13 protein-coding genes are annotated in these 17,005 nt (G+C 70.4%); 7 read left to right on the plus strand and 6 right to left on the minus strand.

All coding sequences use genetic code 11. The features are described from left to right. Positions 1–41 precede the first annotated feature (41 nt). Positions 42–821: a sulfite exporter TauE/SafE family protein gene (locus tag ACZ6ZQ_RS13675; protein ID WP_469768710.1), complete on the minus strand. Its 780-nt coding sequence runs from the start codon at positions 819–821 to the stop codon at positions 42–44. Positions 822–1,284: 463 nt separating this feature from the next. On the opposite strand from ACZ6ZQ_RS13675, the gene ACZ6ZQ_RS13680 reads away from it, so the two are divergent. Genes ACZ6ZQ_RS13680 through ACZ6ZQ_RS13695 form a run of 4 tightly spaced genes read left to right on the plus strand, consistent with a single transcriptional unit; the run spans position 1,285 to position 6,163 of the window. Beyond that, on the plus strand, positions 1,285–2,712 hold the full coding sequence (locus ACZ6ZQ_RS13680) for an NAD(P)/FAD-dependent oxidoreductase (RefSeq protein WP_469768711.1): 1,428 nt from the start codon (positions 1,285–1,287) through the stop codon (positions 2,710–2,712). A 1-nt stretch (position 2,713) separates the two neighbouring features. Next, positions 2,714–5,242 carry a nitrite reductase large subunit NirB gene (gene nirB, locus ACZ6ZQ_RS13685; RefSeq protein WP_469768712.1) on the plus strand — a complete coding sequence of 843 codons (2,529 nt, stop codon included), beginning with the start codon at positions 2,714–2,716 and terminating at the stop codon, positions 5,240–5,242. Then, positions 5,239–5,607, plus strand: coding sequence for a nitrite reductase small subunit NirD (nirD, locus tag ACZ6ZQ_RS13690; protein WP_469768713.1), 369 nt, complete (start codon positions 5,239–5,241; stop codon positions 5,605–5,607). Before nirB ends, nirD begins: the two co-directional genes overlap by 4 nt. 43 nt (positions 5,608–5,650) lie before the next feature. After that, entirely contained in the window at positions 5,651–6,163 is a 513-nt protein-coding gene (locus ACZ6ZQ_RS13695; protein WP_469768714.1) for a DinB family protein, read from the plus strand. Positions 6,164–6,345: 182 nt separating this feature from the next. Here ACZ6ZQ_RS13695 and ACZ6ZQ_RS13700 read toward each other — a convergent pair whose 3' ends face one another. Beyond that, complete coding sequence (locus tag ACZ6ZQ_RS13700; RefSeq protein ID WP_469768715.1) at positions 6,346–6,834, minus strand: pyridoxamine 5'-phosphate oxidase family protein; 489 nt, start codon at positions 6,832–6,834, stop codon at positions 6,346–6,348. A 365-nt stretch (positions 6,835–7,199) separates the two neighbouring features. On the opposite strand from ACZ6ZQ_RS13700, the gene ACZ6ZQ_RS13705 reads away from it, so the two are divergent. Next, positions 7,200–7,973, plus strand: a complete 774-nt coding sequence (locus tag ACZ6ZQ_RS13705) for an AraC family transcriptional regulator (protein WP_469768781.1) — start codon at positions 7,200–7,202, stop codon at positions 7,971–7,973. 119 nt (positions 7,974–8,092) lie between these two features. Further along, complete coding sequence (locus ACZ6ZQ_RS13710) at positions 8,093–9,028, plus strand: oxidoreductase (protein ID WP_469768716.1); 936 nt, start codon at positions 8,093–8,095, stop codon at positions 9,026–9,028. Between the two features lie 40 nt (positions 9,029–9,068). On the opposite strand, the gene ACZ6ZQ_RS13715 is transcribed toward ACZ6ZQ_RS13710, so the two are convergent. Further along, positions 9,069–9,479: a VOC family protein gene (locus ACZ6ZQ_RS13715; RefSeq protein ID WP_469768717.1), complete on the minus strand. Its 411-nt coding sequence runs from the start codon at positions 9,477–9,479 to the stop codon at positions 9,069–9,071. 474 nt (positions 9,480–9,953) lie between these two features. Between ACZ6ZQ_RS13715 and ACZ6ZQ_RS13720 the strand changes: the two genes are divergently transcribed. After that, positions 9,954–11,111, plus strand: a complete 1,158-nt coding sequence (locus ACZ6ZQ_RS13720) for an alkaline phosphatase PhoX (RefSeq protein WP_469768782.1) — start codon at positions 9,954–9,956, stop codon at positions 11,109–11,111. Here ACZ6ZQ_RS13720 and ACZ6ZQ_RS13725 read toward each other — a convergent pair. The 3 genes from ACZ6ZQ_RS13725 to dusB form a co-directional block, all read right to left on the minus strand. Then, positions 11,077–12,126 carry an ArsR/SmtB family transcription factor gene (locus ACZ6ZQ_RS13725; protein WP_469768718.1) on the minus strand — a complete coding sequence of 350 codons (1,050 nt, stop codon included), beginning with the start codon at positions 12,124–12,126 and terminating at the stop codon, positions 11,077–11,079. The genes ACZ6ZQ_RS13720 and ACZ6ZQ_RS13725 overlap by 35 nt on opposite strands. A 542-nt stretch (positions 12,127–12,668) precedes the next feature. After that, complete coding sequence (gene ppdK / locus ACZ6ZQ_RS13730; RefSeq protein ID WP_469768719.1) at positions 12,669–15,377, minus strand: pyruvate, phosphate dikinase; 2,709 nt, start codon at positions 15,375–15,377, stop codon at positions 12,669–12,671. 425 nt (positions 15,378–15,802) lie between these two features. Next, positions 15,803–16,960: a tRNA dihydrouridine synthase DusB gene (gene dusB, locus ACZ6ZQ_RS13735; protein ID WP_469768720.1), complete on the minus strand. Its 1,158-nt coding sequence runs from the start codon at positions 16,958–16,960 to the stop codon at positions 15,803–15,805. Between the last annotated feature and the right edge of the window lie 45 nt (positions 16,961–17,005).

Raw genomic sequence — 17,005 nt, forward strand, 5'->3', positions numbered from 1 at the left:
CGCCGCTCCGAGGGGTGTCAGGTGCAGGGGCGGGACAGGACCTAGGCGGACCACTGGTCGAAAGCGAGCTTCGCGACCAGCGAGAAGACGACCACGAGCAGCACGCCTCGGACGAACTCCGCCCCCTTCTTCAGCGCCATCCGCGCCCCGAACATGCCACCTGCCAGATTGAACACCGCCATCAGCGCGGCCAGGTGCCACAGCACGGTGCCCTGGTAGGCGAACATCGCGAGCGCCCCGGCGTTGGTGCATACGTTGACGATCTTGGCGGTGGCGGAGGCGGTCACCAGGTCCAGATGGAGCACCGCGGTCAGCGCGAGCACCAGGAAGGTGCCGGTGCCGGGTCCGAACAGCCCGTCGTAGAAGCCGATCCCGCCGCCGACGAGGACGATCGCGGTGACGACCCGGGCACGGGTGGCCGGGCCCCGGTCCAGGTCGGTACCGAAGGACGGGCGCAGCATCACGAACGCCGCGACGCCCAGCAGCACCACCATGATCACCGGACGGAGCACATCGCTGCTGATGCCCGCCGCGAAGAACGCCCCGCCCATGGACCCGGCGAGGGCAGCGAGCCCGATCCGTACCGCCGTCCTCACCTGGACCGGGGCCTTGCGGACGTAGGTCACCGCCGCGCCCGAGGTGCCGACGATGGCCACCGCCTTGTTGGTGCCCAGGATGTGGGCGGCCGGGACCTGCGGCATCCCGAGCAGCAGCGCGGGCAGGAGCAGCAGCCCGCCGCCGCCCACCACCGCGTCGATCCAGCCGGCAGCGGCAGCGGCGAGACACAGGAACACGAGGGTGGTCAGCGATATGTCAGGCATGACCGCGACCCTAGGAAGCGGATACGTGTGCCGTCCATCATTTCCCGGGAGAGTTGAGCAACGTCTGAGGTTCCGCCGACGGGCACCGGGTCGGGGGCGGGCGGGGGCGAGACGCGCGGCGGCGGCAGCAGGTCGGTGCGGTGTTCCGTGGCCTGGATCGTCACGACGCCGACCTAGTGCCGCGACCGGCAAAGCTTGCCGGGAGGGGCACTAGAGCCGTCGCAATCGGGAAAGAGGCTGGTCAGGGGCGTACTGGAGATCCTTGAGGCGGCCTTGAGCAAGGCCTGACCACGGGTTGAGCCATGGGCTGGGCGACGCGGTGGGCGACGGGTACGTGTGCATCCCTCACACACACCGGCCGATGCATCCCTCACACACCGGCCGACCGGGCGCTGAGGGCAGTGTTCCGCGCGGGAAACAACCGGGATGCCATCGGGTAACACCCGCGCCGCAGGCTACGTACATGGATTCGAGGATCGTGGTGATCGGCGCCGGGATGGCGGGCGCGCGGCTGGCGCGACAGCTGGCCCCGGCGTGCGACGTCACGCTGCTCGGCGAAGAGCCGCACGCCCCCTACAACAGGGTGCTGCTCGCCGAGGTGCTCGCCGGCCGGTACGGCCCCGAGGTGATCGCCCTGCCGCCGGTGCCGGACGGTGCGGACACGGTGCGGCGCGGGGTCCGGGCGGTACGGATCGACCGCGAGGCACGGACGGTGCACTGCGCGGACGGTTCGGCGGTGGCATACGACCGGCTGGTGCTGGCGACCGGATCGAACCCGGTGCTGCCGCCGCTGCGCGGCATCGGCGGGCAGCTGCCGGACGGCGTCCACCCCTTCCGCACCCTCGACGACTGTCTGGCCCTCGCGGCCGTGGCCCGCCCCGGCACCCGTGCCGTGGTCGTCGGCGGCGGACTGCTCGGCGTCTCGGCGGCCCGGGCGCTGGCGGAACGCGGCGCGGACGTGGTCCTGGCCCATCAGGGGCCCTCCCTGATGGACCGCCACCTCGACCCGGCGGCGGGCGCGCTGGTCCGGCGCCATCTGGAGGACCTGGGCGTGGAGGTCCACACCGAGTGCCGCGCCCGGGGTCTGCGCCATGACGAGGCGGTCACCGGCGTCGAACTCGCCGACGGGTTCGTCCTCGACGCGGAGTGCGTGGTCCTCGCGTGCGGGGTCCGTCCGCGCACCGGACTCGCCGCGGACGCGAGCCTGGAGGTCCGCCAGGGAATCGTGGTCGACGACCAGCTGCGTACGTCCGACCCGTACATCCACGCCATCGGTGACTGCGCCGAACACGCGGGCACGGTCTACGGCCTGGCAACGGCCGCCGTGGAACAGGCGGACGTCCTGGCGGCGATCCTGTCCTCGGACCTGCTGCCCGGCCCGGGCTCTGCCCCGGACCCCACAGCCTCCGTCGCCGGCGACGCTCCTTCGCAGCCCGTTGGGGATACCTCCCAGGCGAAGCTCGGGGGGAGTTCGACGACGGACACACCGGCCCGCCCGGCGGTACCGGTCCCCTTCGAAACCCCCACGGCCCCCACGCCCGAGCGGCTGCCCGGGCTCGGGGACGAGCCCGGACCGGCGGCCCGGGGGCCGCAGAGCCCCCGCTACACCGGCACACGCGCCCTCACCCGGCTCACCCTCGGCAGCGCCGGCAGCTTCGACGTCGCCGCGTTCGGGGAGCCGTCGCCGCAGCCCGGCGACGACGTCGTGCAGCTCGCGGACGCCACCCGCGGCGCCTACCGGAAGGTCGTCGTCCGCGGTGACCGGCTCGTCGGGGGCGTACTCCTCGGGGATCTCGCCACCGTCGGCGCGCTCGCCCGGGCCTGGGAGGGCGACGAAGCCCTGCCGCCCGCCCCACTGCTCCACCTGCTCACCAACGATGGAGGCTCCTGAGATGGCCACAGCGGACACCTCGTCCACCCCCACGATCGTGCTCGTCGGCCACGGGATGGTCGGCCAGCGCTTCCTGGAGGCCCTCGCGGAGCGGGGCGTCACCGGGCGGGCGCGGGTCGTCGTCCTCTGCGAGGAGCCGCGGCCGGCGTACGACCGGGTCCAGCTGACCTCGTACTTCTCCGGCCGTACCCCGGACGAGCTCTCCCTCGTCGAGGAAGGGTTCATGGCGCGGCACGGCATCGAGCTGTTTCTCGACGACCCGGCCGAGCGGATCGACCGCGAGGCGCGCACGGTCACCTCGCGTGCCGGACGGACGTTCAGGTACGACACCCTCGTCCTGGCGACCGGCTCGTACCCGTTCGTGCCGCCCGTGCCCGGCAAGGACGCCGAGGGCTGTTTCGTCTACCGCACCATCGAGGATCTCCTCGCCATCGAGGAGTACGCGATGACCTCCCGCACCGGCGTCGTCGTCGGCGGCGGACTCCTCGGCCTGGAGGCGGCGGGTGCGCTCAAGGGCCTCGGCCTGGACACCCACATCGTGGAGTTCGCGCCGCGACTGATGCCGGTGCAGGTCGATGACGGCGGCGGTGCGGCGCTGCTGCGCACCATCGAGGGCATGGGGCTGACCGTCCACACGGGCGTCGGCACCCAGGAGATCGTCACCTCCGAGGGCACGGCCACGGGGATGAAGCTCTCCGACGGCTCGGAGCTCAGCACCGATCTCGTCGTCTTCTCGGCCGGTGTCCGGCCGCGCGACCAGCTCGCCCGCGACATGGGCCTGGACGTCGGTGAGCGCGGCGGCATCGTCGTCGACGAGCGGTGCCTCACCTCGGACCCCTCCGTGTACGCGATCGGCGAGTGCGCCCTCGCCTCGGACGGCCGCGTGTACGGGCTGGTCGCGCCCGGCTACGAGATGGCGACGACCGTCGCCGACGTCCTCGCCGACGAGACTGCCGAAAGCTCCTTCACCGGTGCCGACATGTCGACGAAGCTGAAGCTGCTCGGTGTGGACGTGGCGTCGTTCGGCGACGCGCACGGCACGGCCGAGGGTTGCCTGGACGTCGTGTACTCCGACTCACGTGCGGGGGTGTACAAGAAGCTCGTGGTCAGCCCGGAGGGCGCGCTGCTCGGCGGCGTCCTGGTCGGTGACGCCGACTCGTACGGCATGCTGCGGCCACTCACGGGCTCGGTCCCGCCCGTCTCGCCCGAGCAGCTGGTGCTGCCCGCCGGCGCCGGCGCCCCCGTCGCCCTCGGCCCGTCCTCGCTCCCCGACGACGCGGTGATCTGCTCCTGCCACAACGTCACCAAGGGCGCGATCTGCGAGCACACCTCGCTCCCCGAGGTGAAGAAGTGCACCAAGGCCGGGACGGGCTGCGGCAGTTGCGTCAAGGTCATCGGCCAGTTGTTGCCGCAGTCCGCGGACAAGGGGCTGTGCGGCTGCTTCTCCTACACCCGCAGCGAGCTGTACGAGATCGTCCGCACCCTGCGGCTGACGTCGTACGCGGCCGTGCTCGACTCGCACGGCCGCGAGGAGGCACGGGGCGGCGACGGCTGCGAGATCTGCAAGCCCGCGGTGGGGTCGATCCTCGCGAGCCTGGGCAACGGTTACATCCTCGACGGCGAGCAGGCCGCGCTCCAGGACACCAACGACCACTTCCTGGCGAACCTGCAGCGCAACGGCTCGTACTCGATCGTGCCGCGCATCCCGGGCGGTGAGATCACCCCCGACAAGCTGATCGTGATCGGCGAGGTGGCCCGGGACTTCGGCCTCTACACGAAGATCACGGGCGGCCAGCGGATCGACATGTTCGGCGCGCGGGTGGACCAGCTTCCGGCGATCTGGACGCGCCTCGTCGACGCGGGCTTCGAGTCGGGGCACGCGTACGGGAAGGCGCTGCGGACGGTCAAGTCCTGTGTGGGGCAGACCTGGTGCCGCTACGGCGTCCAGGACAGCGTCCGCATGGCCATCGACCTGGAGCTGCGCTATCGGGGGCTGCGGGCCCCGCACAAGCTGAAGTCGGCGGTCTCGGGCTGCGCCCGCGAATGCGCGGAGGCCCAGTCCAAGGACTTCGGCGTGATCGCCACGGCCTCGGGGTGGAATCTGTACGTCGGCGGGAACGGCGGCGCCACGCCCCGTCACGCGGACCTGCTCGCCCAGGATCTGTCCGACGCCGAACTGGTGCGGCTGATCGACCGGTTCCTGATGTTCTACATCCGTACCGCGGACCGGCTGGAGCGCACCTCCACCTGGCTGGAGCGCCTGGAAGGCGGCCTGGACCATCTGCGGGACGTCGTCGTGCACGACTCGCTCGGGCTGTGCGACGAGCTGGAGTCGCTGATGGCGGAGCATGTCGCGGGCTATCGCGACGAATGGGCCGAGACGCTGGACGACCCGGACCGGCTGCGCCGCTTCGTGTCGTTCGTGAACGCACCGGACGCGCCGGACCCGTCGGTGCGGTTCATCCCCGAGCGCGACCAGATCAAGCCGGACCTCACCATCCTGACTCTGGAAGGGACTTCGACCCGATGACACTCCAACTCCAGCTGGAGGGAACCTGGTTCCCGGTCTGCGAGATCTCCGGGCTCACTCCCGGCCGGGGCATGGCAGCGCTGCTCCCCGACGGCCGCCAGGCCGCTGTCTTCCTGGACCGCGCGGGCCGCGCGTACGCGATCGACAACCGCGACCCGTTCACGGGCGCCCAGGTTCTCTCCCGCGGCCTGCTGGGGTCCGCGGAGGGCCGGGTGTTCGTCGCCTCGCCGCTGCTGAAGCAGCGGTTCGACCTGGAGACGGGTCAATGCCTGGACGACGACGGGGTGTCGGTGCGTGCCTACCCTGTCCGGACGTCCGCGCGGGCGTCGGCCACGGCCCCGGCCAGGGAACGGGCCGACGCGTAAATGCCGTGCGGCGTCTCATGGGCCTCCGGTACCGTCCGGGCCCATGACGCCTCCCCGCATACGTCCTCCTTTCGTGGCCGACGAGCGGACCCAGCTCGTCGGCTGGCTCGACATGCAGCGCGCGATCGTCCACTACAAGTGCGAGGGACTGTCCGAGGCGGACGCGCACCGGTCCGTGCTTCCGACGTCGCCGCTCATGACCGTGGCGGGCATCGTCTCCCACATGCGCTGGACCGAGCAGGTCTGGTTCGAGGTCCTCTTCCTCGGCCGACCGGCCGACGGGCCGCAGTTCGACGACAAGGTCGAAGACGCCGACATGATGGTCGACGGCGTCCCGCTCGAGCAGCTGCTGGAGGAGTACGAGCGGCAGTGCGCGGTGTCGAACGAGATCATCGCCGCCCACTCGCTGGATGAGGCGGGCCGCCACCCGGACTTCAAGTCCGCCGCCGCGTCGCTGCGCTGGATGCTGATCCACATGGTCGAGGAGACGGCCCGGCACGCGGGTCATCTGGACACGATCCGGGAACTGCTCGACGGCGAGAAGGGCTACTACTGACCCACGAGGCGGTCGGCGAGTCCGGCCGGCCTGCTGAGGGCGACGAGATGGCCGCCGGGGATCTCCTCGATGTCGAGGCCGAGGCGCTCACGGCGGTGGCGTCCCACCACTCCCCCGCCGATTCGCCCGGCGCCGGCACGCCCGGCCGTCGGCACCGGGGATCGGCACGAAGGTCGTCATGGTCACCGCCCGGGGGCCGCGCCGGGGAGGCGCCGCACGAAGTCGAGGACTCCCACCCAGGTGGGCCGCAGCGCGATGCGCGCCATCCGCACGCCCGGGACCTCGACCTCGGCGACGTTGCGCGCCCCCTGCTCGGGGCCGTAGTAGCGGCGGTGCGCCAACGCGTACTCCGGCACGATCCCGTCCACTTCGGTGACCTCCACCGGCCCGCGCAGGAGCAGGACCTCGGGCGGTGGCCCGGGCGTGTCGATGGTGACGGCGACGGCGGGGCGATCCCGGAGGGAGACGATCTTGTGGGCGCCGACGAAGGTTGCGAACACGAGCTCCTCGCCGGTCCAGTGGAACATCATCGGCATCACGCGAGGCGTCCCGTCCCGCGCCACGTAGGCGAAGCGGGCCAGCTCGGTGGAGCCGAGCAGGCGCCGGGCCATGTCGCTGTGGATCAGTCGTACGTCGCCCTGCGGCAGGTCCATCGGGCCGGTGCTCGCCATGGCAGCCTCCTCGCCCCCGCTCCCACAGATCCTAGTGCCGCGACCGGCAATGTCTGCCCGTCGAGGAGCGTCGTCCGGTGCATGGGGTCTCCCCAGGCCCGCAGGGCCGAGGGGAAGCATCGCAAGGCGGCCGGAAGTCCTTGTAGCGGAGCTACCAGGGCTTTTGGCCAACGCAGCGAGGGTGCGTGCCGGGCGGCGCGACAGGGCAAAGCTTGCCGGGAGGGGAACCAGGTCGTGTCTTCGAAGTCCCGAGCCCTCGGCCGCGCCGGGTCCAGGGCACCGGAGGAGACACTGGAAGGGTGACGACCGCACCGCATGACGGCTGGGCCCGCTACTGGAGGGACCCGGAGCGCCCGCTGGAAGCCATGCACGCGCACTTCTCCACTCATGTGTACGCGCGGCACAGCCACGACACCTACTCCTTCGGCTTGACCGAGGCCGGCGCCCAGCAGTTCAGCTGCCGCGGCGGGGCGCACACCAGCGCCGCCGGACTGCTGATGGCGTTCAATCCCGACGATCCGCACGACGGACGGGCCGCGACCGAGCTCGGTTACCAGTACCGGATGGTGCACATCGGGCCTCAGCTGGTGCGGGACGTGCTCGCGGACGCGACCGGCGGGCGCGGCACCATGCCGCTGTTCACGACGCCCGTGCTGCACGATCCGGTGCTGCGCGGCACGCTGCTGCGGCTGCACACGGCGCTGGCCGGCGCGGCGGATCCGCTGGTGCAGGACGAGCGGCTGACGGCCGCGGTGACGGCGATGGTGCGCCGGGGCGCGTCCGGAACGGTCCGGGTGCCCGACGCGCCGGGCGGCTCCCGCGCGCGGGCAGCCCGCCGGGCGCGCGACCTGCTGCGGGAGCGGTACGCCGAGCAGATCCCCGCACAGTGGCTGGCGGACGCGGCGGGGCTGAGCCGGTTCGCGCTGTACCGGGCGTTCCGTGCCGAGTACGGGATGACGCCGAGCGACTACCAGCGGCTGCTGCGGCTGCGGCGGGGGCGGGAGCTGCTGGCGGGCGGGGTGACGGCGGCGGAAGCGGCGGCCGTGGCGGGGTTCGCGGACCAGTCCCACTTCCACCGGTGGTTCGTGCGGTACTACGGGCTGACGCCCGGCACGTATCAGCGCGCGGGCGTTGCTTGAGGTCACCGACCGAGACGGGAGCGGAAAGGCGGGCACCCCCGACCATACGCACCCGTACGGTCGGGGGGTACGCTGGCAGCACAGGTCTTTCCTGCCGACACGTACCGGAGGAGCCCGCCATGCCGACGAAGACCGGCTGGACCACACGCGACATCCCCGACCAGAGCGGGCGGACCGCCGTGGTCACCGGAGCCAACAGCGGAATCGGACTCGTCACGGCCCGTGAGCTCGCCCGCCGCGGCGCACGGGTGCTTCTCGCGTGCCGCAGCGAGTCCCGCGGCAAGGAGGCCGAGGAGCTCGTCAAGCGGCAGGTTCAGGGCGCGGACGTGGAGTTCCGGCCACTGGACCTGGCCGACCTCGCCTCCGTACGGCAGTTCGCGAAGTCGTACGAGCCGGAGACGCTGGATCTGCTCATCAACAACGCGGGCGTGATGGCGCTGCCCTACGGCACGACCGCCGACGGTTTCGAGACCCAGTTCGGGGTCAATCACCTGGGGCACTTCGCCCTCACCGGACTGCTGCTCCCGAAACTGCTCAACACGCCGGGCGCCCGTGTGGTCAGCGTGTCCAGCGGGATGCACGCAATCGCCAATGTCGATATGGGCGACCTCAACAGCGAGCACCGCTACCGCCGTTGGGTGACCTACGGCCGCTCCAAGACGGCGAACCTGCTGTTCGTCCACGAGCTGGCACGCAGGCTGCGGGCCGCGGGCTCGGACGTCGTCGCGGCGGCCGCACACCCCGGCTACGCGGCGACCAACCTCCAGACCGCGGGCGCGAAGATGGAGGGCCGCCGGACGGCCGAGCGGCTCGCCGAGCTCGCCAACCGGATCATCGCCCAGCCGGCCGAGATGGGCGCGCTGCCGACGCTGTACGCCGCGACGGCGCCCGGTGTGCAGCCCGACTCGTTCACCGGACCGAGGATCCAGGGACTGCGGGGCACGCCCACGAAGTCCTGGCGGGCCAAGTGGACGCTGGACGACGTCACCGGTGAGCGGCTCTGGGTGGCGTCCGAGCAGCTCACCGGCGTGCCGTACGAGAGCCTGAGGTCCTGATCAGGAGTGGCCCACAGCAGTCCTGGTCAGGATGTCCTGGTCAGGAGTGGTCCACAACGGCCTTCGGGTCCATCCACACGACTTCCCAGATGTGGTGGTCCGGGTCCTGGAAGGAACGGCCGTACATGAAGCCGTGGTCCTGGGGCTCGTTCGCCGGCGACCCGCCGGCCCCGAGGGCCGCGTCGGCCAGCTCGTCGACCTTCTCCCGGCTCTCGGCGCTGAGCGCGATGATCGCCTCGGTGGTGGCGGCCGCGTCGGCGATGTCCTTCTTCGTGAAGTCCTTGAAGCGGGGCTCGGTGAGGAGCATCGCGAAGATGGTGTCGCTGAAGACGAGACAGGCGGTCTTCTCGTCGCTGAACTGGGGGTTGAAGGAGTAACCGAGCTTGCTCCAGAAGGCCTTCGACTTCTCGAGGTCCTTCACCGGCAGGTTCACAAAGATCATCTGGGTCATCGCTGTTCTCGCTCTCGTCGTCGCGTTGCTGTGGTGTCGGCTTTCGGGGGGTAGACCCACGGGCCGCGCGGAACTCATCGCCGCCGGGAGAGAAATTTTCGCGCGCCCGCCCGGCTCCGGTTCCGTCGCCCGGCCGCCTGCTCCAGCCCCGACGCCCGGAAGACCGCCCCGCCTCGTGCTGGTCCCAGCAGCCGTGCCGGTACGTCCACAGGGTCTCGCCGTCCGCCCCGACGGTGACAGGGGCACCGAGGCGAGCAACTGTGCGGGAACCGATGGTGTGATCGACATGTACGCCAAGGTAACGACCCCCACTGACAGCGCCCGGCGTACCCCGACAGCCACCGGCCGGAACCGACGTTTCCACTTCACCGCCCGTTGATGCCGCGTCAACTCCCGACCCCTAGGTTCCGTTGGCGCGCGACCCCGCTCGCTGCCCGGCGGCGCGGGGCAAGTCACGACTCTCCTGGAGTGACAGTGGAACGACGCAGCTTCCTGCGCGGTGCGGTCATCGGCGGCACGGCCGCCGCGTTCGGCGGAACGCTGATGCACGGGGCGGCCTACGCGGCGCCGGCCCAGCCGGGCCCGAGCCCCTACGGGCCGCTCGGCTCGGCGGACGCGAACGGCATCATGCTGCCCAGCGGTTTCACCAGCCGGGTGATCGCCCGGTCCAGCCAGACGGTGTCCGGTACCTCCTACACCTGGCACAACGCCCCTGACGGCGGCGCGTGTTTCGCAGACGGCTCCGGATGGATCTACGTGTCCAACTCGGAGATCAGCCCCGGCGGCGGCGCCAGTGCCGTGAAGTTCAACTCGTCCGGCACCGTCACCGGCGCCTACCGCATCCTGTCCAACACCCGGCGAAACTGTGCCGGCGGCGCCACCCCGTGGAACACCTGGCTGTCCTGCGAGGAGGTCAGCCTCGGCTACGTCTACGAGACCGACCCGTGGGGCGGCACCGCCACGCGCCGGGACGCCATGGGCAAGTTCAACCACGAGGCGGCCGCCGCCGACCCGGTCCGCCAGGTCATCTACCTGACCGAGGACGAGAGCAGCGGCTGCTTCTACCGGTTCATCCCCACCACCTGGGGCAACCTCGCCTCCGGCACGCTCCAGGCCCTGGTGGCCGGTACCGGCACCTCCGGCTCGTTCTCCTGGGCGAATGTGCCCGACCCCGACGGCTCGCCGACCGCGACCCGCAACCAGGTCTCCGGCTCGAAGAAGTTCAACGGCGGCGAGGGCTGCCACTACGCCAACGACACCGTCTGGTTCACCACCAAGGGCGACAACCGCGTCTGGCAGGTGAACCTCGCCAGCAGCACGTACGAGCTGGCCTACGACGACTCCCTGGTCCCCGGCGGCGGCGCACCGCTGACCGGCGTGGACAACATAACCGGCGCCTCCTCCGGTGACCTGTACGTCGCCGAGGACGGCGGCAACATGGAGATCTGCATCATCACTCCGGACGACATCGTCGCGCCGTTCCTGCGGATCACCGGCCAGTCCAGCTCCGAGATCACCGGACCGGCCTTCTCGCCGAACGGCTCGCGGCTGTACTTCTCCAGCCAGCGCGGCACGAGCGGCAGTTCGTCCGGCGGCATCACCTACGAGGTGACGGGACCGTTCCGCTCGTAACCGCCCCCGGGGTCGCCGGCCCGGCCGGCACCGTCGGCTCCCGCTGAGTGCCGCCCCTCAGCAGGGCGGCGCCCAGCGGTGTCATCGTGTGGAGCACCGCGTTGCCGTTCCGCAGGGTGACCACGAGGCCGGCATCCCGCAGCACACCGGCGTGCTGACTGGCGGAGGCCAGCGACACGCCGGCCCTGCGGGCGAGTTCGCTCGTCGTGCAGCCGTTGCCGATGGACTGCATGACCGCCGAGCGGGTGTGGCCGACGAGCCGGCCGAGCGACAGCCCGTCCCGCTCGGAGCCACCCGAGCAGCCGGTGTGCGTGACGGGGTAGACGAGGGTGGGCGGCAGCGCCGGATCCCGCCGGACCACCGGAGCGCCGCGGCAGAAGTACGACGGCTGCAGCAGCAGCCCACGCCCTTCCAGATGCACATCGCGGTCGACCGGATAGTCGGCCTCCAGGACGGGCGCGGACCAGCGCAGCATCGGCGGCAGCGAGGCGAGCAGCTCGTCCGCGCCGCCGTCGAGGAGGGCCCGGCCGCGGACGGCCCGGTCGGCCTCCACGGCGGCCTGGATCTGCGGCCAGTACGGCTCGACCGCGGCCCGGTGGTAGCTGCGCAGCGCCCCGATGAGCCGGGCCATCGGCTCCGGGGAGCCCTCGGCGAGCCCGGCGAGCCGGCCGGGCAGCCCGGCCTGCGGGCGGTCGGCGACGAGCATCCCGAGCTCGGCGCTCAGCCGTCGCGCCGGCGTCGCACGCACCGCCTCCAGGCCCTCCTCGAGGCCGTGCAGTCCCTCGGGCGGAGTCAGGAAATCCGGGAAGTAGCCACGGGGCGGCACAAGCGCGGCCAGTAGCCGCGTTTCACCGTTCAACCGGGAGCGGGTTTCCGCACGCCATTCCCCGAAGACGCCGGCGCCGCGCCGGTCTCGTAAACGGTGAAAACTCAGAATCGTCTCCCACAAAACGTCCGGTCTGACCGCCATACGCACCTTGGCGAGGTCATCTCCGGTGAAGTGGATTCGCAGCACGGAACCCCCACTGTTGCATCCGCAATCGCCCCCGCCACTGAGTATGCATGCAATCACAGGACGTTACCACGGTGTTTCAGCCACAGTTGAAACGCATCGCGGATGACCATGCCGAACCGAAAAGCTGTACGACGTCGGGCACGAAACCTTCGGGTACCGAGGGGCGAGGCAAAGACCGTGGGGGGCTTTCCACGCCTGGCGGCGGTCGGCGGAGGTTGCGGCTCCGTGTCCGGCATTGGTAATGGGGCGCGGCCGGTGGGTGGGGATCCGCCGACCGCGCCCCGCCTGTTCTTTGCTCAACGAATGGCGAAAATCCAGCTTCTGTTAATCCGCACTACTGGTCCGCCATTCAACAGGATTCACCGAACTCGCAACAGGACTCAGCAAAAGGAAACGAGCGGGACGGACACCTCCGCACAAGGTGTCCGTCCCGCTCGTCTCTTGGTGCACCGGGGCCGCCGGCCGGTCGGTGAGGGTCGGGGACCACCGACGGCCCCGGAGTCGGGGTGCGGGGCGGCCCAGGGGGCCGGCCCCGCGACGGATCAGCGGCTGTCGCTCCCGGAGGCCTGCGCCGCCGCGCGGCCCGCCTCCAGGCGTGCCACCGGGATCCGGAAGGGCGAGCAGGACACGTAGTCCAGGCCCACCTCGTGGAAGAAGTGCACCGACTCGGGGTCGCCGCCGTGCTCGCCGCAGACGCCGAGCTTCAGGTCCGGACGGGTGGCCCGGCCGGCTGCGACCGCGTTGCGTACGAGCGAGCCGACGCCGTCCTTGTCGATGGTCTCGAACGGGCTGACGCCGAAGATGCCCTTCTCCAGGTACGCCGTGAAGAAGCTGGCCTCCACGTCGTCCCGGCTGAAGCCCCACACGGTCTGCGTGAGGTCGTTCGTTCCGAACGAGAAGAACTCGGCGGCCTCGGCGATCTGACCGGCGGTCAGCGCGGCGCGCGGCAGCTCGATCATCGTGCCGAGCGCGAGCTTCAGCTCGACGCCGGTCCTGGCCTCGACCTCGGCGATGACCTGCTCCGCCTCCTCGCGGACGATCTCCAGCTCCTGGACGGTGCCGACGAGCGGGATCATGATCTCGGCGCGCGGGTCGCCCTTGGCGTTCTTGCGCTCGGCCGCGGCCTCGGCGATGGCCCGTACCTGCATGGTGAACAGGCCGGGGATGACCAGCCCGAGGCGTACGCCGCGCAGACCCAGCATCGGGTTCTGCTCGTGCAGCCGGTGCACGGCCTGGAGCAGCCGCAGGTCGTTCTCGTTGGAGTCCTTGCGGGCCTCGGCGAGGGCGACACGGACCGACAGCTCGGTGATGTCCGGCAGGAACTCGTGCAGCGGCGGGTCGAGCAGCCGCACGGTCACCGGCAGCCCGTCCATCGCCTCGAAGAGCTCGACGAAGTCCTTCTTCTGCAGCGGCAGCAGGTTCTTCAGCGCGTCCTCGCGCTCGTCGTCGGTGTCGGCGAGGATGAGCTTCTCGACCATCTCGCGGCGCTCACCGAGGAACATGTGCTCGGTACGGCACAGGCCGATGCCCTGGGCGCCGAAGCGACGGGCGCGCAGCGCGTCCTCGGCGTTGTCGGCGTTGGCCCGTACGCGCAGCCGGCGCACCCGGTCCGCGTACGCCATGATCCGGTGCACGGCGGCGACCAGCTCGTCGGCGTCGTCGGCACCCGCGTGCATACGGCCCTCGAAGTACTCGACGACCGGGGACGGCACGACCGGGACCTCACCGAGGTACACCTTGCCGGTGGAGCCGTCGATGGAGACGACGTCGCCCTCCTCGATCACCGTGCCGTTCACGGTCATCCGGCGGCGCTTGGTGTCGACCTCCAGCTCCTCGGCGCCGCAGACACAGGTCTTGCCCATGCCGCGGGCGACGACGGCCGCGTGCGAGGTCTTGCCGCCGCGCGAGGTGAGGATGCCCTCGGCCGCGATCATGCCGTCGAGGTCGTCCGGGTTGGTCTCGCGGCGGATCAGGATGACCTTCTCGCCGGAGCGGGACCACTTGACGGCCGTGTACGAGTCGAAGACGGCCTTGCCGACCGCCGCGCCCGGAGAGGCGGCGATACCGCGGCCGATCTTCTCCACCTTGGCCGACTCGTCGAAGCGCGGGAACATCAGCTGCGCGAGCTGGGCGCCGTTGACGCGCTGGAGCGCCTCGGCCTCGTCGATGAGGCCCTGGTCGACGAGCTGGGTGGCGATCCGGAAGGCGGCACCGGCGGTGCGCTTGCCGACGCGGGTCTGGAGCATCCACAGCTGGCCGCGCTCGATGGTGAACTCGATGTCGCACAGGTCCTTGTAGTGCGTCTCGAGCGTTTCCATGATCTGCATCAGCTGGTCGTACGACTTCTTGTCGATCGACTCCAGCTCGGCGAGCGGCACGGTGTTGCGGATACCGGCGACGACGTCCTCGCCCTGCGCGTTCTGCAGGTAGTCGCCGTAGACACCCTGGTGGCCGCTGGCCGGGTCACGGGTGAAGGCGACGCCGGTGCCGGAGTCGGGGCCGAGGTTGCCGAAGACCATCGAGCAGACGTTGACGGCGGTGCCGAGGTCACCGGGGATGCGCTCCTGGCGGCGGTACAGCTTCGCGCGGTCGGTGTTCCAGGAGTCGAAGACCGCCTTGATGGCGAGGTCCATCTGCTCGCGCGGGTCCTGCGGGAAGTCGCGCCCCGCCTCGGCCTTGACGATCTTCTTGAAGTTCCTGACCAGCTTCTTGAGGTCGGCCGCCTCGAGGTCGGTGTCGACGGTGACCTTCTTGGCGCCCTTGGCCGCCTCGAGGGCGTCCTCGAAGAGTTCGCCGTCGACGCCGAGGACGGTCTTGCCGAACATCTGGATGAGCCGGCGGTACGAGTCCCAGGCGAAGCGCTCGTCGCCCGCCTGCTTGGCCAGGCCCTCCACGGACTTGTCGGAGAGCCCGATGTTCAGGACGGTGTCCATCATTCCGGGCATGGAGAACTTGGCGCCGGAGCGTACGGATACAAGCAGCGGGTCGTCGGCCTGGCCGAGCTTCTTGCCCATGCGCTGCTCCAGCGCGTCGAGGTGCGCACTCACCTCGTCACGCAGTGCCGCGGGCTCCTCGCCGCTCTCGAGGTAGACCTTGCAGGCCTCGGTGGTGATGGTGAAGCCCGGGGGGACGGGCAGACCGAGGTTGGTCATCTCGGCGAGGTTCGCGCCCTTGCCACCGAGGAGGTCCTTGAGGTCCTTGTTGCCCTCGGTGAAGTCGTAGACGAACTTCTGATCTTTGTTTTCCGACACGGGTCTCGACTCCTCGAGGACTCGGTGGCTGCCCTGACGGCGAGGAACATACCCAGATCGAAGGCGCCTGGGTACGTCCACTTGTCTGTCATTCGGCCGTAACCACCCGTCCGCCAGCAGATCGCAGGTTACCGATGCGTAAAGCCGTTCGCTCCAGCATCTTCATCCCTCGAAGAGCGCTTGACTCAAAGCAGGCAATCCCCGCTCAGACGAGCGCCCTCCAGGGCATTTGAGTTCAACTAATGAACACAGAAGGGGTGGCACTCAGTGCCACCCCTTCTGAAGTCGCAACCACCTTGCTTGCGCTCATCTGAGCGCATCCCTTATCAAGGGTGGCGAGAATCACGCCGCTCAGGAGCGCCGGATTCCACGATCCGGACCCTCCCGCACCCGGTTCCGGACCGGTCGCTCCCGGCGTCCGACGGTCAGCCGCCGGACGTGTCCAGCTCCGCATCCTCGCTCACACCTGCACAGTCGTACGGATCCTTCAGCCAGCCGTCCGGCAGCACGACCCGGTTGTTCCCGGACGTACGCCCCCGGGGGCCGTCCGCACCCACCGGCCACGGCTGATCCAGTTCCAGCTCGCTCAACTGAGCGCTCAGCTCGTCCAGCGACGAGGTCACCGCGAGCTTCTTGCGCATCTCGGAGCCGACCGAGAAGCCCTTGAGGTACCACGCCACATGCTTACGGAAGTCGATCACGCCACGGGACTCGTCACCGATCCACTCCCCCAGCAGCCGGGCGTGACGCACCATGACGTCCGCGACCTCCCGCAGCGACGGGCGCACATAGGTGTCCCCGCCCTCGAAGGCGGCGACCAGATCGCCGAACAGCCACGGCCGGCCCAGGCAGCCGCGCCCCACGACCACGCCGTCGCAGCCCGTCTCGCGCATCATCCGCAGCGCGTCGTCCGCAGACCAGATGTCGCCGTTGCCGAGCACCGGGATCTCGGGCACATGCTCCGTGAGGCGGGCGATGGCCTCCCAGTCCGCCGTGCCGCCGTAGTGCTGCGCCGTCGTGCGCCCATGGAGAGCGATCGCGGTGACACCCTCGTCGACCGCGATCCGCCCCGCGTCGAGGTAGGTGATGTGGTCGTCGTCGATGCCCTTGCGCATCTTCATCGTGACGGGCAGAGCCCCGGCGTTGCCGACGGCCTCGTTGAGGATCGCCCGCAGCAGGTTCCGCTTGTACGGGAGGGCCGAGCCGCCGCCCTTGCGGGTCACCTTCGGGACCGGGCAGCCGAAGTTGAGGTCGATGTGGTCGGCGAGGTTCTCGTCCACGATCATGCGGACGGCCTTGCCGACGGTCACCGGGTCCACTCCGTACAGCTGGATCGAGCGCGGCGTCTCGGTCTCGTCGAAGTGGATGAGCTGCATGGTCTTCTCGTTGCGCTCGACCAGCGCCCGCGTTGTGATCATCTCGCTGACGAACAGCCCCTTGCCGCCGCTGAACTCGCGGCAGAGGGTGCGGAACGGCGCGTTCGTGATGCCGGCCATGGGCGCGAGCACCACCGGGGGCTGTACGGCGTGCGGGCCGATCTTGAGCATGGACGTCACGGACGTCGACGGGGCGAGCGTGGTCATTCGCCTATTGTCGCGCATTCCCTGGTTCATTAGTTAGGCATACTA

The organism is Streptomyces sp. NPDC053673 (assembly GCF_055585225.1).